Raw genomic sequence first — 17,842 nt, 5'->3', positions numbered from 1 at the left:
CAAAGGAGAGAATCCATGGATCTCGCATTCACCAAAGAAGAGCAGGCGTTCCGGAAGGAGGTACAGCAGTTCTGCCGCGATCACTTGTCGCCCGAGACGCGGCGAAAACTGGTTGAGGAGCGGGAGCTGTCAAAGGAGGAAATGGTCGCGTGGTGGCGCATCCTCAACAAGAAGGGATGGGGCGTGGCGCATTGGCCAAAGGAATATGGCGGCACGGGCTGGAGCTCTGTGCAGCACTACATTTTCAATGAAGAGCTGCAAATGTTTCCGGCGCCCGCTCCGCTCGCCTTCAGCGTGTCCATGGTCGGCCCTGTCATCTATACGTTTGGTAACGAGGCGCAGAAGAAACACTATCTGCCGCGCATCGCCAACATTGACGACTGGTGGTGTCAGGGCTTTTCTGAGCCGGGTGCGGGCTCCGATCTTGCCTCAGTCAAGACCAAGGCAGAGCGCAAGGGCGACAAATACATCATCAACGGCCAGAAGACATGGACCACACTCGCGCAATATGCCGACATGATCTTCTGCCTCTGCCGCACCGACCCGACGGCGAAGAAGCAGACCGGCATCTCCTTCATCTTGGTCGACATGAAGAGCGAGGGTATCACCCTGCGCCCGATCCAGACCATCGACGGCGGCCACGAGGTCAACGAGGTGTTCTTCGATGAGGTCGAGGTGCCGGTCGAAAATCTGGTCGGCGACGAGAACAAGGGGTGGGACTATGCAAAATTCCTGCTCGGCAATGAGCGCACCGGCCTCGCCGGAGTCGGCGCCTCCAAGGAGCGCATTCGCCGCATCAAGGAGCTTGCCTCGAAAGTGGAGTCCGGCGGACGACTGGTGATCGAGGACCCCACTTTCCGCGAAAAGCTCACGGCCTGCGAAATCGAACTCAAAGCGCTCGAGCTCACGCAGCTGCGCGTGGTGGCCGACGGGGGCAAGCACGGCAAGGGCAAGCCCAATCCGATGTCCTCCGTGCTCAAGATCAAGGGCTCCGAGATTCAGCAGACCACGACCGAGCTTCTGATGGAAGTGATTGGGCCGTTCGCCGCGCCCTATGACGAGCACCCGGATTCACCCAACGAAGGGATGGATTGTACAGCGCGGATCGCGCCGAGCTACTTCAACAACCGCAAGGTCTCGATTTACGGTGGCTCCGACGAGATCCAGCGCAACATCATCACTAAAGCGGTGCTCGGGCTGTAACCGCAACGAGGGTCGCCTACGAAGGCGGAGACCCAGTACGCCGCGGCGGTCGATGTGGCAAGCGGTTCTCGCTACTGGATCAACACTTTCGCGGCCATGACAGCGAAGGACAGGCGACAGCGGCGACACAGAACTAGTCGCGTCGATTTGGAAAGAGCAGGGAAACACGGATTCCGATTTGTCCGGCGAGCAGCGGCTGCTCAAGGGTAACCGGCGTGAGGCCCCACCTAGGCATCCCTCGGCTAGCGCGCGATAGAGCCTGGCATGAGCGGATCGGTGGAGGTGGAACGATGGCAAATGCCATGCTTGATGCTAGGCAGGAAGGTGATTCCTATCGTCGTGTCGAGTTGATCACTGGGGAGCGTCGCCGGCGACGATGGACGGGCGAGGAAGGCCCGGATCGTGGCGGAGAGTTTTGAGGAAGGTGTAAACATCTCCGAGGTAGCGCGTCGCAATGGCGTTGCCCGCGGGCTGCTCACGGTGTGGCGACGCCAGGTTGCGGCGGAGGTAGCAGGCAAGGCGCCGAGCTTTGTGCCAATCCAAATTGGGACCGAGAGCAGCGGCACAGCCGACGAGCGTATTTCGTTGGCACAGGAGATCAGCGCGCCGCCGACCAAGGCCTGCGGGGTGATCGAGATCGAACTGAACGGGCGCGCGTCCGGATCGCGCCGGGTGTGGAACTGGCAACGCTTTCGACGGTACTGTCGGTGCTTCGGGGCATCCGGTGATTGCCCTGAGGTCCGACCTCAAAGTGGTGCTGGCGGCACAGCCGGTCGACTTTCGCGAGTCGGTGCACACGCTGTCGGCGCTGGTGAGCGAAGCATTGCGCGCGAACCCGTATTGCGGCGACGTCTTCGTGTTCCGCAGCAAGCGCATGGACAGAGTGAAGCTTCTGGCGTGGGACCGCAGCGGCATGGTGCTGGTAACGAAGTGGCTGCACCAGGGGCGCTTCACCTGGCCGCCGATCGCAACGGTGTGGTGTATCTGAGTGCGACGCAGCTTGCGATGCTGCTCGACGGGCTTGAGTGGACGCGTGTCTCACCCAAGCCTGTGAAGCAGCCTGCCGTTGTCGGCTGAGGAGTGAGGATTTTGCTGGAGCATGTGGCGCGCGCCTGTATCGTCTGATCATGGCGATTCGCCCCGACGCTCTCCCGACCGATCCGCCGGCTTTGACCGAGATGGTACTCGCGCTCGACGCCGAGAACGAGAAGCTGCGCGTGGCGATGCAGACACTCAGGGAGATGATCTTCGGGAAGCGTTCGGAGAGGCTTGCGGTGCTCGTGGATGAGCAACTGGCGCTCGAGCTGGATGATCTTCAAACCGACGCCACACGGCCTGCGCCGGCCAACGACGATGCGACTGTGGCGCCCAACAGGCCACGCAAGAGAGCGCGCCGCAACATCGGTGCGCTGCCCAAGTACCTGCCGCGTTGTGAGCAGGTGCTGGAGCCGGAGCCGACCGCGTGCCCGTGCTGCCAAGGCCAGCTTCACAAGATTGGCGAGGACGTCAGCGAGGTGCTGGACGTAATCCCGGCGATGCTGCAGGTGCTGCGGACGGTCCGTCCCAAGTACGCGTGCCGCAGCTGCACCGATGGCGTGGTCCAGGCAAAGGTCCTGCCGCGCCTGATTGAGAGCGGCATGGCCTCGACCGCACTCGTGAGCCACGTGGTGGTCTCGAAGTTCGCCTGGTATCTGCCGCTGTACCGGCAGGTGCAAATCCTGGCCGGCCAGGGCATCCAGCTTGACCGTGCGACACTCGCCGGTTGGATCAAGCGTGCCGCCTGGTGGCTCAAGAGCCTCTTACGTGTTCGCCAACGGCCGCGGCACGGAGGAGATCGCCGGACAATTGACGGGCTTTTCCGGCATTCTGCAAGTAGATGGTTATGCCGCCTACAAGGCGCTCGCCCGCCATCATGGCGGCGCGATCCAGCTCGCCGTTTGTCTCGCCCATGCCCGCCGCAAATTCGTCGAGGTGTACAAGACGACCCAGTCGCCGTTTGCTCGCGAGGTGATCGAACGCCTGCAGGCAGTCTATGCTATCGAAGCGGAGATCCGTGGCAGCAATGCGGAGCAGCGGCTGACCGCACGCCGCACCAGGAGCGCACCGTTGATGGCGGCACTCAAGGCGCGACTGACCGGGATGGTGGGCCAGCTCTTCTCACAGTCGAAGCTGGCAGAAGCGATCAACTATGCGCTCAATCACTGGGACGGGTTGACGATGTTTCTCCGCGACGGCCGTGTCGAGGTCGACAGCAATACAGTCGAGCGTTCCATGCGCCCGATTGCGATGGGAAGACGCAATTCATTGTTCAGCGGCAGCGAAGGCGACGCCGAGAGCCGGGCGATCCTGGCTTCGCTCGTGAACACAGCAAAACTCCATGAACTCGACCCGCAAGCCTACCTGACGGACGTGCTGGAGCGCATCGTGTCCGGGTGAGCCAAGAGCCATCAGTTGCGGGAGCTGCTCGCCTGGAACTGGAAGGCGGCACGCCCGCGCGCCGCACAGGCTGCCGCATGAGCCCGCGTCGACATAAAACAGCATTGCCGATGGTGTCAGCCGCGATGCCACTTGCGGAGCTCGAGCGATGGCTCCAGACTCGTATCGATCGACATCCTGCCGCCACCAGCATTCCCATGCTCGACGGCTATGCCGCCGCGATCGTCGCCGGACCGGTGTCAATGAGCCCGATCGACTGGATCTGCCCGCTGCTCGCGATCGACGCTGACGCTTTCAACCATGGCGGCACGCCGGAGTTCGCCGCGATATCAGCCGTCGCGCTACGCCACAACGACATCAGCAACACCCTCTCGACCGCGCCCGATCGGTACGAGCCGATGCACCGGCGCGACGTCAATGGCGATATCGATCCGCGCCCCTGGTGCCAGGGCTTCTACGCCGCGATGCAGCTCAGACTGTCCGCGTGGGCGCCGTTGCTGAACGCCGGCAACGTCAATCACGGCCTGCTGCTGCCCATCCTGCTGCACAGTCGCGACGATCAGAACCGTCCGCTGCTCGGAGCGCCACAAAGCGGTCGCGAGCCTAACGCTCACGCCGACATCCCAGCGGCCGTCGAGGCCTTGCGCCAATATTGGATGCCGATCCGCTACGCACGCTGATCACCGCGGACGTGGTAGCTCATACCGCTTACGCTCAAGGAAAGCGTCGAGGAGCTTCTCACCGACAACGATGATTACGAGCAGGAAAAATTGCTCTCGCAATCGGCGCGCGGTGGAAGCGCATTTCTGACCGGCTTGATGCGGTGCAGACCTTGCGAGTCCGCAGGATGGACCCGCGGCACTATGTACCGCAACCTATATAGGTTCGAACCGACTGATCGTCGCCAACGCTTTAGCGTGAGTCAATACCAAAATTTGAGCCGCAAACTATGCTGAAGTTTCGGTGGATTGGTGTTTTCATAGACAGACGGTTCGCGACCTTGCGGACTAGGCAGACCGTTCATTAGCCGCTTACTCGATCGCTGCTGCTCGAGGTATAGAATCAATCATTGGCCTGATCTCGCGCAAACCATCTAATACCACTTGTACTAGTCGATCAATTTCAAACCTGGTCATTGGGGTCGATAAAAGTCCCGAGCATGTTTCGATCATGAGCAGGCCGTTCTCGAAAAAATAGTCCAGCAGTGCCGAGATGCAATTCTGTTCCTCCGGTCCCACGAAGGCACTCCGATAGCTGGTTGGAGGGATGTCCTTTAAATGTATACGGAACATGGATCCTACGCCGGTGACGCAAGCAGGTACATCTGCAATCTTGATTGCCTCTCCGATTCCGGCTCGGGCATCGTCGGCCAGCTTGTTTAGGCGCGCAACAGCGTCTCGATCAAACATCTGCATCGCGATTGACCCAGCTGTCATCGTGATCGGGTTGGCACTGAAAGTGCCATAGTGCGGAAATGGAGCAGGTCCGTTCAACGGGTTCATCACGTCCATGACATCAGCTCGTCCGGCCAGCGCTCCTACCGGGAATCCACCCCCGATCATTTTTCCCATTGCGGTCAAATCAGGCTTAAATGCAAACGTCCCCTGCGCGCCTTCATAGTTGGTACGAAATGTGATCACCTCATCCACAATCATCAGTACGCCGTTTTTGGCAGCCCAATTGCTTAGCCCCAAGACGAATTCTTGGCTCGCATGGATTACACCTATGCGATGTGGAAGAAGGTCAATCAAAATGGCTGCGAGGCCAGCTTTGTTAAGCTCTAGAATGGCGATCGCTCGGTTTAGCTGATTGAAGGGTATGACCACCACGTCATTCAACGCCGATTGCGGCGTTCCGCGAGACACCGGCACACTAGCGGGGGCATCCGAGTTTCCCCAATTTGATGGCTTCGCCGTCTGACTGACTTCCGCGTAATCGTACAGTCCGTGGTAAGATCCTTCGACTTTGGCAATCTTTGGATGCCCCGTGAAAGCTCTGGCCGCCTTGATACAGCTCATGACGGCCTCGGTACCCGAATTAACAAATCGAATCTTTTCGAAATTTGCGTTCCGCGCCACCATCTGTTCCGCAAATTGTACTTCGATCTCCGTGCCGACGGTGAAGGCGGTTCCTTTCGCTATTTGTTCATTGACGGCCCTTGTTATCTTTGGATGTCCATGTCCATGTATTAGGGAAGCGACGTTGTTTGCAAAATCGATCCGCTCCACCCCTTCAATGTCGGTCACACGGCACCCCTTGGCGTTCGCTACGTAGATCGGGTGAGGTTTCCGAAGGATTGTGTTGCGGCTGCAACCGCCAGGCATAACCGCTTTGGCCCGCTCATACAGCGCAGCGCTTTTCGATAAACTATCCATGATCAACCGTGCCGCGCTGGCTTAATCAGATGGTCTAGTTTCCCTGGGACACCAAGCCATTTCGTGGCCTCAGGTAGAGGTTCCTTCCGCGCCGTTATTTGCGGCCAGACGTGACACAGCTCTTCGTTGATTTCGACAAAGTGTTTTTTGCTAATCGGTAGCCTGTCTTCATTGTAGATAGCCTCCGCCGGGCACGCCGCAACGCATGCGTCGCAATCGATGCATTCACCGGGATGGATCACCAAAAAGTTCGGACCCTCATAGAAACAATCCACAGGGCATACCGTAACGCAATCCGTGAACTTACACTGGATACAGTTGTCAGTGACGACGTATGTCATGTTGATGTTCCATGCATTGATCCGACGGATAGCTGATGAAAGCTCATAAGTTACTCCGCCGCAGCTAACGCGCTCGGTTTAATATCGTAAATCGAGTAAAGCCCCGCCTCGTCTAATATGACTCGATCGTCGTAACCACTAAACCAGATCGCTTCGGTATTGCGACCAACGATCGTCACTTTGCAGCGGTCCCGAGCGTCCGCCGCAGAGCGCAGAAGCTTGAAGATCACGACCCCGTTCTCGGCGCCTTTCACCCCAAGGAAGGGTTCGTTCGTTACGGCCGCGACTTCGGTCTTACCCAAATAGTGCGTAATGGAGAGCCGCGCATGCGTTTCGACGCCCGAAAGACCTTTCTGCGACTCATTCAAAATGTTCCAAGCTCGCTCAATCGGCACGTTGAATGCCCTGTGCCCCACGATATCCCTTCCACAGAAGAAGTAATGGTTTTCGACGCCGTTCCTTTTAAGCTCGCGTTGCATTATACGCAGGGCGTCAGGGTCATCATTTATTCCGGAAATAATCGGTGACTGATTATCAATATTGATCCAATGACGGCTTCGCAGTCCCTGGATCGCGGCGAGAGTCGATGGCAGCCATCTCAAACCTGCGTGTGCATCAGGGATGTAACTGCCGTCCGGGTTCTTCGCCAAAAACTCATCAGGATGATTGAAATGCACCATCATACGAAGGCTAATTCGCGGATAAGCCTCGTGAAATGCGTCCAACATTGCAAAAAAACTCGAGTCGAAGCGTCCCGGGTAAAAAGCAAGTTCCTTTGTTCCGATACGGATATTTTCAATGCCGGCTTCAGATAGGGCCGCCAGCCACTGCGCAATATTTTTGTTGCCTAGCACCATAGGATCGCCGCCAGACATCAGAATTTCGCGCAAACGCTCGCGGTTTGTCGTAGGATGACGACCACCATTTCGATCTACCAGAGCATTATGCTCGCGAATGTACGCAACTATTTCAGGTATCTTGGCGAGTCCCTTTGGAGCGACCGTGCCATCAGGTCGCTCAACCTCTTTCTTGGCAATGAGCTCTTCTCGATAGCAAAACCGACAATGAGCGGAACAGGTCGCCGCGACGTAAATTAGACCAAGCTCATACTTGTGTATCAGCCCCTCAACGGGACTGTACGACATTTGCTTTCCGGGATCTGATGCACCATCCAGATCATAAGTTTCTTTTGGGCTGGCCTTTACCAGTGTCTGGATCGCCTTTGAATTCTTGGCTTGTTCAAAATAGTGGCGAGTTATCTTTACGGGCATGCGAGCTTGCAAGTCCCGGGGCGTTCCGTCCAACTCTTTGATCGCTTCGAGTTCTTCTTTTGAGTAAAAGCCTTGCATATCCTGCGGGACGGAACCGTCATAAAACTTCTTGAGGCCAGTGACGATTTCGCGATCGTATTTGCCATTTGAGACGTTGGCTAAGAAGGCTTGTTCTCTTGAAGAGGGCTCGTACTTTTCTACAATAGCCATGATGACCACCTTTATCGTTCGTTGCTGCGTGGCAGAATCTGTGCTGACTGGTGCTACTACAGATTGCTGTTGAGTGAGTTAGATCATGTCAAACTTCACGCGCTGAGCGAGCGGAAGTGTCAGACCTGAGTTCGAGTTCATCGACCGGCGCACATACGCCTTCCAGACATCGGGTCCGCAGCCCGTCTCCTTTTCGCTGCCAGATGCGCCACCGATCTCGGCGCCTGACGGTCGATGTTGACGTTTGCAACCCCGCAATTTGAACCTCGCGCCGAGAAGTCCTCGCATAAATCGTTCGTAAACATCGATGACGACAAGCCTGCGCTACGGTGATCGCGCAAACCGAGGACGGAATCTAAATCGCAATCGTTCATGACATAGAGAATTGGCGCGAAGGTTCGTGTTCGACTGGCCCTGTCTGTTCCGCCGTCTCGCCAAGCGCCGGCCGTGCGTAGAGAGCCTAATTGGCACTGTCGACGGGGACACGCTCGCTGCCATGGACGGTTCCGCCGGCAGCCTTGGCGGCCTCCAGCGCCTTCCGCATGGATTCATAGGCATGCGGATCGATCAGGGGGCCAACCAGATTGGCGAGTTCAAGGGGGTTGCCTACTGTGTGGGAATCGTAGGCGCGCTTCAGTTGCGGCACGAAGCGCTCGTGGACGAAAAGACGGCGCAGCGAGGTGCCTCGTTGGCCCGCCGTGCCTGTGGCGGCAGAGGCGACGCCGCGCAATGTCAGGTCGAGGTCGGCTGTCGGCGTGACGGTCGCCGTGTTGTTGCCCGCGACTTCCAGGATCGCGCGCGCGAACCGCCCGGTGAGCTTCGGGCCGACAGCTCGGCCCATCGCGGTAGCGTCAGTCGCCGAGCGGATCTTGTCAGAATCCAAATGCCGAGCCGCCATTAAAGCCTCCAATTGCCTCAGCGGGCGGTCCTCGCAAGAGGCATCCGCTGTACATACGATTTTTTCATATGTAGCGTAATTATGCTTGCGTGCTCCTGGCTATCAAGCAAGGTTTGGTTAGGATGTCATTCTAAATCGGAATGATTGTGCAAACGCTCCGTCGCTTGCTTCCGCCAACTGCGATGCTCGCAGCGTTCGAGGCGGCAGCTCGCACGGGCAGTATGGCTTTGGCTGATCGAGGAGAACTCAAAGTCGACCTTTACATAAGCAAGCGCCAAACCATTCATCTCAATGTCGCCGGCGACATTTACGGGCACAAGATTGGTGAAGCGCTGCGCAAGATCGGCGCGGCTTCCTTAAACAATCTCGCGATCCTCCCCACAGGCATGCGCTGGCGCCACGGTTACGGAAGTTCCTGGCGCAGAATCCGGGCATCACCATCAATCTTACGACGCGATTGTCCCATTTCGATTTCCGAATGGAAGTGCTGGACACGGCATTACACTTTGAGCAGCGAGATAGGCTTGGCGCGGAAAATGGATCGCGGCATCCAGCGCTTCGGTTCGGAAGTCGAAGTAGGTCGCCGCAATCATCTCGTTTTGCTTCACACCCTTGCGCGTACCTGCTCCAGAAGTCTCCATACCATTTCGATGCGGCCAGCGCAGAGCGCCGAGAAAAGTCAGCGTTCGCCGGTGGCCATGCGGGGCAAAACCTCGCACCCGCTCGCCCTTCGGTCCCCATCCGCGCAGCGGGGCCATGCTGGTCTTGATCCAGGTCTCGTTGATGAAAACCACGCGTTGGGGATCCAGGCTGGCCTGCCATGACCGCCATCGTCGCCGCCGACGTGCGACGTCAGCTCGGGCTTGCTCAATGGCGAACAGCGTGTTTTTGAATCGAAGCCCTTCGCGCCGCAGGAATGTCCAAACCGCATTGTGCGAGACCTTGACATCGCGCGCAGCGAGTTCGTCCCTCAGCTTGTGCAGCGTCAGATGCGGTGTCTGTCGGATCCGCTCTTTGATGAAAGCGCGGTGTGGTTCCAACACCGGCTTGCGGTGCCCGCCCATTTTCCCTGGGCTCACCGAGCCGGTCGCCCGATAGCGCGGCGACCATTTCACCACCGACGATACCGCAACACCAAGCCGCGTCGCCACTGTACGGCAGCTCTCGCCAGTTGCAACCGCCGCAAAAACTCACTCTCGCAGATCATTGGAAAGAGGTCGGCCCATCGCATGCTGGCCCCCAGCCCAGCTAGCATTTTGAATCACAAACCGCCCCTCAGGGGAAGTCCTCCCGATTCAGCTTAGCCATGAATCGCTCTAGGGCGGATGAAAGTGCCGCCGAGGTAAGTCTTAATCAACTGCCTCGTAGCGAGTCTTGGGTCCGAACGGTAACGGCAGGAGCAAGCATAGACAGCAAGCGTGCAGGGTTTGTATTAGGCCACGTACGGTCGCCGAGGCTGCTTCAAAAGTCGAAGGCAACACCAGTATCTGCGAAGGCGAGCAGGTTCTGGGCCGCCGGGGGCGGAGCCATGCGCGCACAGAAATCATGGGATTGTGCTCCGGCTCGTCACCGGAGGGAGAACTGGCCGAGCGAAAAGCAGAGGCCGTTCCTCAGGTACGGCAGGGTGGCGGATCGGGCGTAGTATTATCGATGGTGGCGAAGGCAACGAGTCGACCGGAGGGAAGGCCCGACTAATGGGAAACTCCGGTGAGCAGGCAGGGGCCGGACACAGAGCCAGGTCATCCTGTCAGCCAATCTCACCAAGTTAAATGAAGCGGGCATAGCCGCGCCGCGAACCGAGCTTCTCCAGCGCCGGTGAACACAACGCCCTCATCTTTAGCTGCACTGGCCCGGCATCCGGTCGGGAAAGACCTTGAGTTCTTTGAGCCTCGAGGAGCGCGAGCTTATCGACTTCACCGACCTTGAACTTGCTCCAGGCATCGGCCGCAGCAGCGTCGAATGACGCCGTTATCAGCTCTCGCAAATCCCTAGGCATTTCGATTTGCCCCGCCGCTATCGGGTTGTTCAAAATAGATTCGCCGGTCGTCGACCGTGCGGAACTGAGATGCCGCTGCTGTGCCCCAACTTTTCTGGGGCACGTCTCTCGGGAATCTATTCATTACATCGATGATAATGAAGGCCAAATGGGGCGCACAAGGGATCGAACCTTGGACCTCTCCCGTATGAAGTGCCGCTGATTGCGAGTGTCGCGACTTGAGTGGGGAAGTCGCCGCCCGGGCCTATGCACGTCATCATCATGGAGGAGATCGCTATCGCTGTGGCAAGGACGGCTTTTTGGATGGGTACGCAGGCGGTCTGCACTTCCGTGGATTAATGTCCCCTTTGGAAGGACGGTCCCAAGAGCGGATTCAACGGAAGGCCCTGCGCGAGCGCGGATCGACCGAGTTCTCCTTGAGTAGCCGCGCCGTGTGATCGGCGTATTCACCGCATTGTTCCGCGGCCAGGTGTCGGAGGCCAACCCCTAGCAGTTAGGGCTCGCGACGGGCGAATCCGTGGTGACCTTAACTACGTGATTGGTATCGATGAGATCGAGAAGCAAGTGCAGGATGGAGTCGTCTGGTACCGCAGGCCCACTGCATTATACGCGATGCGACAGAGCTATTAGGACGGCAGAGGAGTCTAAGTAAGTTCGATCGACCGCGAACGAACGCTGATTCGTATCAAGAGCGCCGACGGTCGCGGGCACGGATGGTGTTTCCACCGCTGCTCGACCTCCCACGTCCGTAGCGGATGGCGGTGGCCGCGCGCCTCTCAGGTTGCGATGAAGCGGAATGAGCTTGCCAGGAGAAACAACATTCTCTGCCGGAATGATCTATTGAATAATCATTATTTGATTGTCCTGAAATTTCCAGATTAGTTGGTCGGCGTGTCGGTTTGCCTGACGAAGCGTACCAAGCCTAAGCAAACACGCACGGAGGTCAAGTTGAGCCTAAGTACATTGGCAGGGCGTCCCGTGAAGTCCTCCAAACTGCATACATTCGATGATGCCTATTGGCAGTCCGAGAGATCGGGTACGCAAGGGGACTATCTGGACCTTTGCTTCACGATTGACGGGCGCGGGGCGCATGATCAATCGTCGGAGTTCTGTAGTCAACTGGGTGAGGCAGCCAATGCCGTATCGGCCCGATATCGTGCGTTCTAACACACCGTTCTTTGTCAAGAATGCCATTCTGGCGGGGCTTTCCCTGCAGGATCTCGCGGCGATAGGAGAGTTTCTGGAACCGTTGCTCCTGAAAGAGCGTGTGGTGCTGCAAGAGCCGAAACGGCAGCTTGATTACATCTATTTCTTAGATTCGGGCCTCGTCTCGCTAAGAATTGCTGCGGCCGGAAGCGTTCTCGAGACGGCAGTGATAGGACATCGGGGGGCGGTCGGTGCGTTGCTCCTTTCGGGTGCGCATCTTTGGACCCATCAATCTGTCGTGGTCGTTCCCGGGGCCGCACGCAGGATCCGCGTTGCGGATCTGCGTCGATTGATGGACGAGCGCCCTGCGATCCGAGAACATCTTTCTCGGTACGTTCAGGCGCTGACCTTGCATTGTGCTCAGACAGGGCTGTGTGGAGTGCGACACGAACGCGAAAAGCGCCTCGCAAGCTGGCTCTGTTTGGCAAGCGATGCTCTTAACGCTCATGTTCTTCCCGTAACTCACGACTATCTGTCGTCCGTCTTGGGATTGCGTCGGGCTGGCGTCACGGAGACGCTAATCCGATTCGAAGAACAGAAATTGATCCGAAAAATGCGCGGGGTCTTGCAGGTCGACGAACGTAAGTGCCTTGAGCAAAGGGCATGCGGTTGCTACAAGGTCATTTCAGCCGCTTACGGCTGCTCCGAGATCGTGACGTCAACAAGAGAGCCGGCGGCTTAGGAAGCGCGCGTTCCAATCCAATCCGTCGTGTTCACGTTCGTCGACGTATGCGACAACGTGCGTTGCAGGCGACTTGTTCGCTTGCGCGGCCTGCCTCACCCCGCGCGAACGTTGCTTCCAAATAGTTGGATTCAGCATCTTCTCAACGGCGAATATCAACCGCTGCACGAAACTTGCGTTCATAGCGGGGGGAGCGCACACCTAAGAAGCGCCTGATGCAAGCGGGTTCTGCGAAGGAAGCTTGGGATGGCGCGAGCCAGCGCGTGACGAAGGTTGGCAGATCGCAGGATTAAATGTGCCCCCTGGGTTTGGCGTGAAGATTGAAGGAGCCGCGCTGATCCTACGCAGCGCCTCGCGGATTCGCGCGCATAGGTTTCACCGGTCAGGCGTATGGGACTGACGTTCAGTGCAAAGAGCTCGACCTCAGCGGCCCCTCAAGCGGCTTGACGTGCCGGCAGGATCGCGCGCGCGAATGACTGCGCTCTGGGTGAGGCCGAGCTCTCTGGGCGCGGAGCGCAACGCTGCTTGTCCTGGCCGCAGCCTCGAAATCCAGCAGCGCGGTCGACGGAAGCAATCGGCCGGGTGTGCGCATATTCATTCCGAACAAGAATGACCTGCTGAGGACAGATCGTTTGATTGCCATGAAAATACAAGACTAATCTCTGGCTAAGCATACCTAATTGGTGTGGTCCGCTTAAGCCTCCTGCGTCCGCCGGGGACTCAACAACGGAGCTATCTCATGACCGCGCGGCACGCCGAACCCGATGACATTCGGAATCTGTTCTCCCGTGCCATGTCCGACATGTATCGCGCGGAGGTCCCACAATACGGGACGCTCCTGGAGCTTGTCGCGGATATCAACGCCGAGACTTTGCGGGTCGACCCTTACCTTCGTGCCAGACTCGAACAGAGCGGCGAAATCGAGAGACTTGGCGTTGAACGTCACGGTGCCATCCGGCTCGGAACGGCGCGAGAGTTGTTTGACATCCGGCGCGTCTTCGCGGTCATGGGCATGCATCCCGTCGGCTATTATGATCTGTCGGTGGCCGGTGTCCCGGTTCATTCAACCGCCTTTCGCCCGATCACGCAGGAAGCTCTTCGGCACAATCCGTTCCGCGTCTTCACGTCCCTGCTCCGCCTCGATCTGATCGAGGATTCCGCGCTGCGCGCAGAGGCTGCGACGATCCTGGCCGGTCGCCGGATCTTCACGCCGCGTGTTCTTGAACTGGTTGCAGTGTTTGAAGCCGAGGGCAGGCTGACGAGTTCCCAGGCGCGGGAGTTCGTTAGCGAAGCGCTCGAAACCTTCCGCTGGCACAGGGATGCGACCGTCGACCTTCCCACCTATCAAAAGCTGCTCCGAGCCCACCGGTTGATTGCCGATATCGTTTGCTTTAAGGGCCCCCATATTAATCATCTCACGCCGCGCACTCTGGATATCGATGCCGTGCAAGCCGACATGCCGCGACGTGGCATTGCACAAAAGGCGGTGATCGAGGGGCCGCCGCGCCGCAACTGTCCAATTCTTCTGCGGCAGACCAGCTTCAAGGCGTTGGAAGAGTCCATTGCCTTCAGGGAAAGCGCAGGTGAAGCAGCGTTGGGGACGCATACCGCACGCTTTGGCGAGATCGAGCAACGCGGCGTCGCGCTCACGGCGAAGGGGCGCAGCCTGTATGACGAACTGCTCGCCAACGTCCGGCGCGATGTGGATGACGACGCCGCCTCAAAGGCCGGCAGTTACGAGGCAGAGCTTCTGGAGAGTTTTGGCGCCTTTCCAGACAGCTGGGCCGAACTGCGTTCCAAGGGACTCGCCTCCTTCCGCTATACGGCATCGCCGGCCGGACTCGCGTCAAGCCAGCATGGGACGCTGCCCTCGAGCGTGGATGAACTCATCTTACGCGGCGCCCTCCGATTTGATCCGATCGTGTACGAGGATTTCCTGCCGGTCAGTGCAGCCGGGATATTCCAGTCAAACCTCGGCGCTGACGAGCAGAAGAACTATACCGCCCAATGCAGCCGCGAGCAGTTCGAAGAGGCGCTCGGTGCCAGCGTTCACGATGAATTGGAGCTTTACGCGCAAGCGGAGAGGGCGTCGATGGAGCGCGCGCTGAAGCAGCTTGGCGCTCCCCAGATCGCCTTCGGTTGCGGGACACCATGATTAATCCTTGCGCCGCCTCACGCTGATTCACGATCTCCACGATTTGGCCCATGACAGCGCCTGCAGCCGTCTAAACTCAATAGTCGATTCTCGGAGAGTTCCCATGTCCGTTACAACGAGGGCACAAGCGCACATCCGCACTCGATCTTGCCGGCGGAGTCGATAGATCGCTGGCTGACCTTAGCGTGAGCCAAGCGCGCTACAGGGGCGGAGCACTCACGGTCCATACACCCATCACCAGCAAAACCATCGCACGGGTTTCGGAAACAAGCGCGGGCGACTCGGTCGCCGCCATCGAAGCCGCGCATCTGGCTTTTCGTGCGTGGAGACGGTGCGGGCCCCAAAGCGCGGCGAGCTTGTTCGGCTGCTCGGCGAGAGCTGCGCGCCAACAAGGCCGCCTTGGGCCGATTCATCTCGATTGAGACTGGCACGATCGTCTCGGAAGAGCTTGGCGAGGTCCAGGAGACGATCGACATCTGCGATTTTGCGGTCGGACTTTTCCGCCAACTCTACGGCCTGACCATCGCGACCGAACGGCTGAGCACCGGATGATGGAGAGCTGGCATCCGCTCGGCGTCACCGGATTTATCTCCGCTTTCAATTTCCCGTCGCAGTGTGGGCATGGAATGCAGCGCTGGCGCTCGTATGTGGCAACAGCATCGTCCGGAAGCCATCGGAGAAGACGCCGCGAACTCTGATTCCTATGCACCGAGTTGATTCGGCATGCGGCGGCGATGCGCAAAGAACTCTGGCTCAATGACGAGCAGTGGGCTCGGCTAGAGCCGCATCAGCGGGGCGGGCCATACGATTCCGCCGCTTGCCGAGCGATGCGCCTTGATCGAGGTGAAGTCGATGGACAAAGTCACGCTGTCCTTGCTGCAACGGGCGAGCGCTTCAAAGATCGCCTGCCAATGTCCACGCTTGGCCCAGCGATCGAAACGATTATAAATCGTTGTGTACGGACCATAGTCGGACGGCAATCGCGCCAGCGTGCGCCGCATTGAAGCATGTGAACGATCCCGCTGATAATGCGTCGATCGTCATCGCGCGCCGGGCCAGTCTGGTTCGTTTGGATGATTTGAACAGTCCGCACAAACGTATCCGGCATGTCGGTGCTTTGGCCGCTGCCAAGATGGAGACCCGCGGGTCCCGATCCTCATAAAGGGGCCGGCCTCGAAGGCCATTTTTCGCCAGAGGTTTCCGGAACGCCGATCGCCTGTCAGGCCATCTTTCTTTCACCACTCGCAGTGCGTGGCGTCCGACGAAGTATCCGCCGGCGCTTGTTCGTTAAGCCGTTATCGACACGGCCTAATAAGTCCGTTCATGGTGGAGCAGCGCCCAGACGGTTCGCGCCATCTTCGCGGCCAAGGCGACGACGGCGACGTTGGGATGGGCGCGAGCGAGAAGCGCACGCAGCCAGACTCCGGTCGCCGGGTCTCTCCTGACCAGCGATGGCATGGCGGATCGTGCCCCCTGGATCAGCATCTTGCGAAGATACCTGCTTCCTCGCTTTGTGATCCCCAAGAGCGTCGGCCTTCCTCCGGTTGTAGCCTGACGGGGCATGAGACCCAACCAAGCGGCGAGGTCGCGTCCCTTGTCGAGCGTCGCCGCGTTGCCGACCGCGGCCACCAGCGCGGTAGCGTTCAGTGCGCCAATGCCAGGAATGCCTGTCAGCCGATGAACCTACTTGTCGGTCCGGGCCATGGCTGAGAACTCAGCGTCAAAGGCGGCGATACGGCGGTCCAATTCCTGCCAGCGTGCGCGCATATCCCCGAGCAGGAACGTCATGCGCGAGCTCAACGTGAGGAGCCGCAATCCAGCAGTTTGCCGAGCAGGAGGCATAGTCGAGCGTGGCCCTGCGCCACGATGAGCCCACGCTCTAGCAGAAGGCTCCTGATCTGATTCGTCAACGACGTGCGTTCGCCGACCAGACGGTCGCGCACTCGATGCTGCGTCTGAACATCAAGCTGCTGCTCGCTCTTGAGTTCAACGAAGCGCATGGTGGATCGGGTCGCCGCTTCGGCGATAGCCTCGGCATCGCGGTCGTCGCTCTTCTGGGCCTTGACGTAAGGGCCCACGTACTCCGGTGACATCAGCCGGACCTCGTGCCCAGCGCCACCAGCGATCGGCCCATATGATGGGCGCCGCAGCATGCTTCCATCGCCATCGTGCAGGGCGCCAGCTTTGCGGCGAACGCAATTACACTGTCGCGATGCATCCGCCGCCGCACAACGATCGTTCCGCGTTCGTCCAGTCCAACGACGCTGCAGCTGTTCTTGCCCAGGTCGATGGCAAGGACCACTATGCTCATGGTCCGTTCCTTCCATTTCTGAACACCAACATCCTACTAGACGCCGGCGGGAGGGGCGGGCCACCCATAAAGGGGAAGCATGAACAGGCGATCGGCCGCTCGCGCCTACAAAGGGCGCAATGTCATCGAGCGTTGCTTCTGCCGGCTCAATGATTTCAGGCGTGTCGCAACTCGTTACGACAAACTCGCCAGAAACTTCTTGGCTGCCGTCCACCTCGCGGCCATCGTCGCCTAATGGATCAATTGGGTCTGAACCCTTAGAGGCGCCCGAAGCTGCATCAAACACCGCTTGGCATCCTCGAAGGACCAGCGCTTCTCCGCTGAAACAGCACTCGCCCGCTGCGGGTGCTCACTTGCTTAAGAACAAGCTATGATCACAGGACCAAAAACTAATCCCGAGTACCAACAATCTGCTGTGTTCGGCCGCCTTGTGCACGGGGCGGCAGTCGTGTCGCAAAATCATACCAGCGAAGATATGATGGATTCGCCCAAGCCCAAGACGGTCAGCCCGACAGCATCTCCGCGCCGCAGAGGCATGCTACCTTCTGCCGCAGTCGCGAGTCCGCTCTCCAATCTGGGCATCCTCGTTCAGGGCGTGCGCGCCGATTGGGCGATGACGCAAATGGCGTCCTCCGCTGACAAAATCTCGCTGGTGCAGATCGCGTTGATCTGCCTGTCATGCTGATCTCGATGCCCGCTGGCGCGATTGCCGACCTGTATGACAGGCGCATCGTGATGCTGGTCGCTCGCCATCGCCT

The 17,842-nt window shown here is 58.8% G+C and carries 8 protein-coding genes and 10 pseudogenes; 10 read left to right on the top strand and 8 right to left on the bottom strand.

The genetic code is table 11. The features are described from left to right. Nucleotides 1-15: 15 nt before the first annotated feature. From pimC to AC1VNY_RS21575, 5 genes and pseudogenes are all read left to right on the top strand, one after another. Nucleotides 16-1,203: a pimeloyl-CoA dehydrogenase large subunit gene (gene pimC, locus AC1VNY_RS21595; protein ID WP_482406685.1), complete on the top strand. Its 1,188-nt coding sequence runs from the start codon at nucleotides 16-18 to the stop codon at nucleotides 1,201-1,203. Nucleotides 1,204-1,605: 402 nt separating this feature from the next. Continuing rightward, nucleotides 1,606-1,656 (top strand): annotated as a pseudogene (locus tag AC1VNY_RS21590) (hypothetical protein); the annotation flags it as partial. Between the two features lie 271 nt (nucleotides 1,657-1,927). Continuing rightward, a pseudogene (gene tnpB, locus AC1VNY_RS21585) lies at nucleotides 1,928-2,280 on the top strand (IS66 family insertion sequence element accessory protein TnpB). A gap of 50 nt (nucleotides 2,281-2,330) precedes the next feature. After that, a pseudogene (gene tnpC, locus AC1VNY_RS21580) lies at nucleotides 2,331-3,720 on the top strand (IS66 family transposase). 44 nt (nucleotides 3,721-3,764) lie between these two features. Next, nucleotides 3,765-4,319: a YecA/YgfB family protein gene (locus AC1VNY_RS21575; RefSeq protein WP_482406684.1), complete on the top strand. Its 555-nt coding sequence runs from the start codon at nucleotides 3,765-3,767 to the stop codon at nucleotides 4,317-4,319. 351 nt (nucleotides 4,320-4,670) lie between these two features. Here the strand turns inward: AC1VNY_RS21575 and AC1VNY_RS21570 are convergent, their stop codons facing one another. The 6 genes and pseudogenes from AC1VNY_RS21570 to AC1VNY_RS21545 form a co-directional block, all read right to left on the bottom strand. Beyond that, nucleotides 4,671-5,963 carry an aspartate aminotransferase family protein gene (locus AC1VNY_RS21570; RefSeq protein WP_482406696.1) on the bottom strand — a complete coding sequence of 431 codons (1,293 nt, stop codon included), beginning with the start codon at nucleotides 5,961-5,963 and terminating at the stop codon, nucleotides 4,671-4,673. A gap of 53 nt (nucleotides 5,964-6,016) precedes the next feature. Further along, entirely contained in the window at nucleotides 6,017-6,355 is a 339-nt protein-coding gene (gene fdxA, locus AC1VNY_RS21565; RefSeq protein ID WP_482406683.1) for a ferredoxin FdxA, read from the bottom strand. Between the two features lie 50 nt (nucleotides 6,356-6,405). Further along, on the bottom strand, nucleotides 6,406-7,836 hold the full coding sequence (locus AC1VNY_RS21560; RefSeq protein ID WP_482406682.1) for a KamA family radical SAM protein: 1,431 nt from the start codon (nucleotides 7,834-7,836) through the stop codon (nucleotides 6,406-6,408). Nucleotides 7,837-7,914: 78 nt separating this feature from the next. Further along, nucleotides 7,915-8,698 (bottom strand): annotated as a pseudogene (locus AC1VNY_RS21555) (aldehyde dehydrogenase family protein); the annotation flags it as partial. Nucleotides 8,699-9,393: 695 nt separating this feature from the next. After that, a pseudogene (locus AC1VNY_RS21550) lies at nucleotides 9,394-9,960 on the bottom strand (transposase); the annotation flags it as partial. A 539-nt stretch (nucleotides 9,961-10,499) separates the two neighbouring features. Beyond that, the gene (locus AC1VNY_RS21545; RefSeq protein WP_482406681.1) at nucleotides 10,500-10,763 is read right to left on the bottom strand and encodes a hypothetical protein; all 264 of its coding nucleotides are present in this window, start codon (nucleotides 10,761-10,763) and stop codon (nucleotides 10,500-10,502) included. Between the two features lie 1,102 nt (nucleotides 10,764-11,865). Here AC1VNY_RS21545 and AC1VNY_RS21540 point away from each other — a divergent pair. The 3 genes and pseudogenes from AC1VNY_RS21540 to AC1VNY_RS21530 all read left to right on the top strand — a co-directional run. Then, nucleotides 11,866-12,618, top strand: coding sequence for a Crp/Fnr family transcriptional regulator (locus AC1VNY_RS21540; RefSeq protein WP_482406680.1), 753 nt, complete (start codon nucleotides 11,866-11,868; stop codon nucleotides 12,616-12,618). 739 nt (nucleotides 12,619-13,357) lie between these two features. Further along, on the top strand, nucleotides 13,358-14,773 hold the full coding sequence (gene hglS, locus AC1VNY_RS21535; protein WP_482406679.1) for a 2-oxoadipate dioxygenase/decarboxylase HglS: 1,416 nt from the start codon (nucleotides 13,358-13,360) through the stop codon (nucleotides 14,771-14,773). 170 nt (nucleotides 14,774-14,943) lie between these two features. After that, a pseudogene (locus AC1VNY_RS21530) lies at nucleotides 14,944-15,473 on the top strand (aldehyde dehydrogenase family protein); the annotation flags it as partial. A 109-nt stretch (nucleotides 15,474-15,582) separates the two neighbouring features. Here the strand turns inward: AC1VNY_RS21530 and AC1VNY_RS21525 are convergent. After that, nucleotides 15,583-15,833: pseudogene (locus tag AC1VNY_RS21525) on the bottom strand (transposase); the annotation flags it as partial. 248 nt (nucleotides 15,834-16,081) lie between these two features. Next, nucleotides 16,082-17,084, bottom strand: a pseudogene (locus AC1VNY_RS21520) (IS110 family RNA-guided transposase). A gap of 82 nt (nucleotides 17,085-17,166) precedes the next feature. On the opposite strand from AC1VNY_RS21520, the pseudogene AC1VNY_RS21515 reads away from it, so the two are divergent. Both AC1VNY_RS21515 and AC1VNY_RS21510 read left to right on the top strand, forming a co-directional pair. After that, nucleotides 17,167-17,319, top strand: a pseudogene (locus tag AC1VNY_RS21515) (transposase); the annotation flags it as partial. A 300-nt stretch (nucleotides 17,320-17,619) separates the two neighbouring features. Next, nucleotides 17,620-17,831, top strand: a pseudogene (locus AC1VNY_RS21510) (MFS transporter); the annotation flags it as partial. Nucleotides 17,832-17,842 lie beyond the last annotated feature (11 nt).

It is taken from the genome of Bradyrhizobium ferriligni (assembly GCF_056837965.1).
Note: the sequence above shows the minus strand (reverse complement) of the source record. Positions and strands in the feature narration are given on the sequence as shown.

Coding starts and splice junctions, on each gene's coding strand:
- pimC (WP_482406685.1), top strand. CDS start 16: ATGGATCTCGCATTCACCAAAGAAGAGCAGGCGTTCCGGAAGGAGGTA.
- AC1VNY_RS21575 (WP_482406684.1), top strand. CDS start 3,765: ATGCCACTTGCGGAGCTCGAGCGATGGCTCCAGACTCGTATCGATCGA.
- AC1VNY_RS21570 (WP_482406696.1), bottom strand. CDS start 5,963: ATGCCTGGCGGTTGCAGCCGCAACACAATCCTTCGGAAACCTCACCCG.
- fdxA (WP_482406683.1), bottom strand. CDS start 6,355: ATGACATACGTCGTCACTGACAACTGTATCCAGTGTAAGTTCACGGAT.
- AC1VNY_RS21560 (WP_482406682.1), bottom strand. CDS start 7,836: ATGGCTATTGTAGAAAAGTACGAGCCCTCTTCAAGAGAACAAGCCTTC.
- AC1VNY_RS21540 (WP_482406680.1), top strand. CDS start 11,866: ATGCCGTATCGGCCCGATATCGTGCGTTCTAACACACCGTTCTTTGTC.
- hglS (WP_482406679.1), top strand. CDS start 13,358: ATGACCGCGCGGCACGCCGAACCCGATGACATTCGGAATCTGTTCTCC.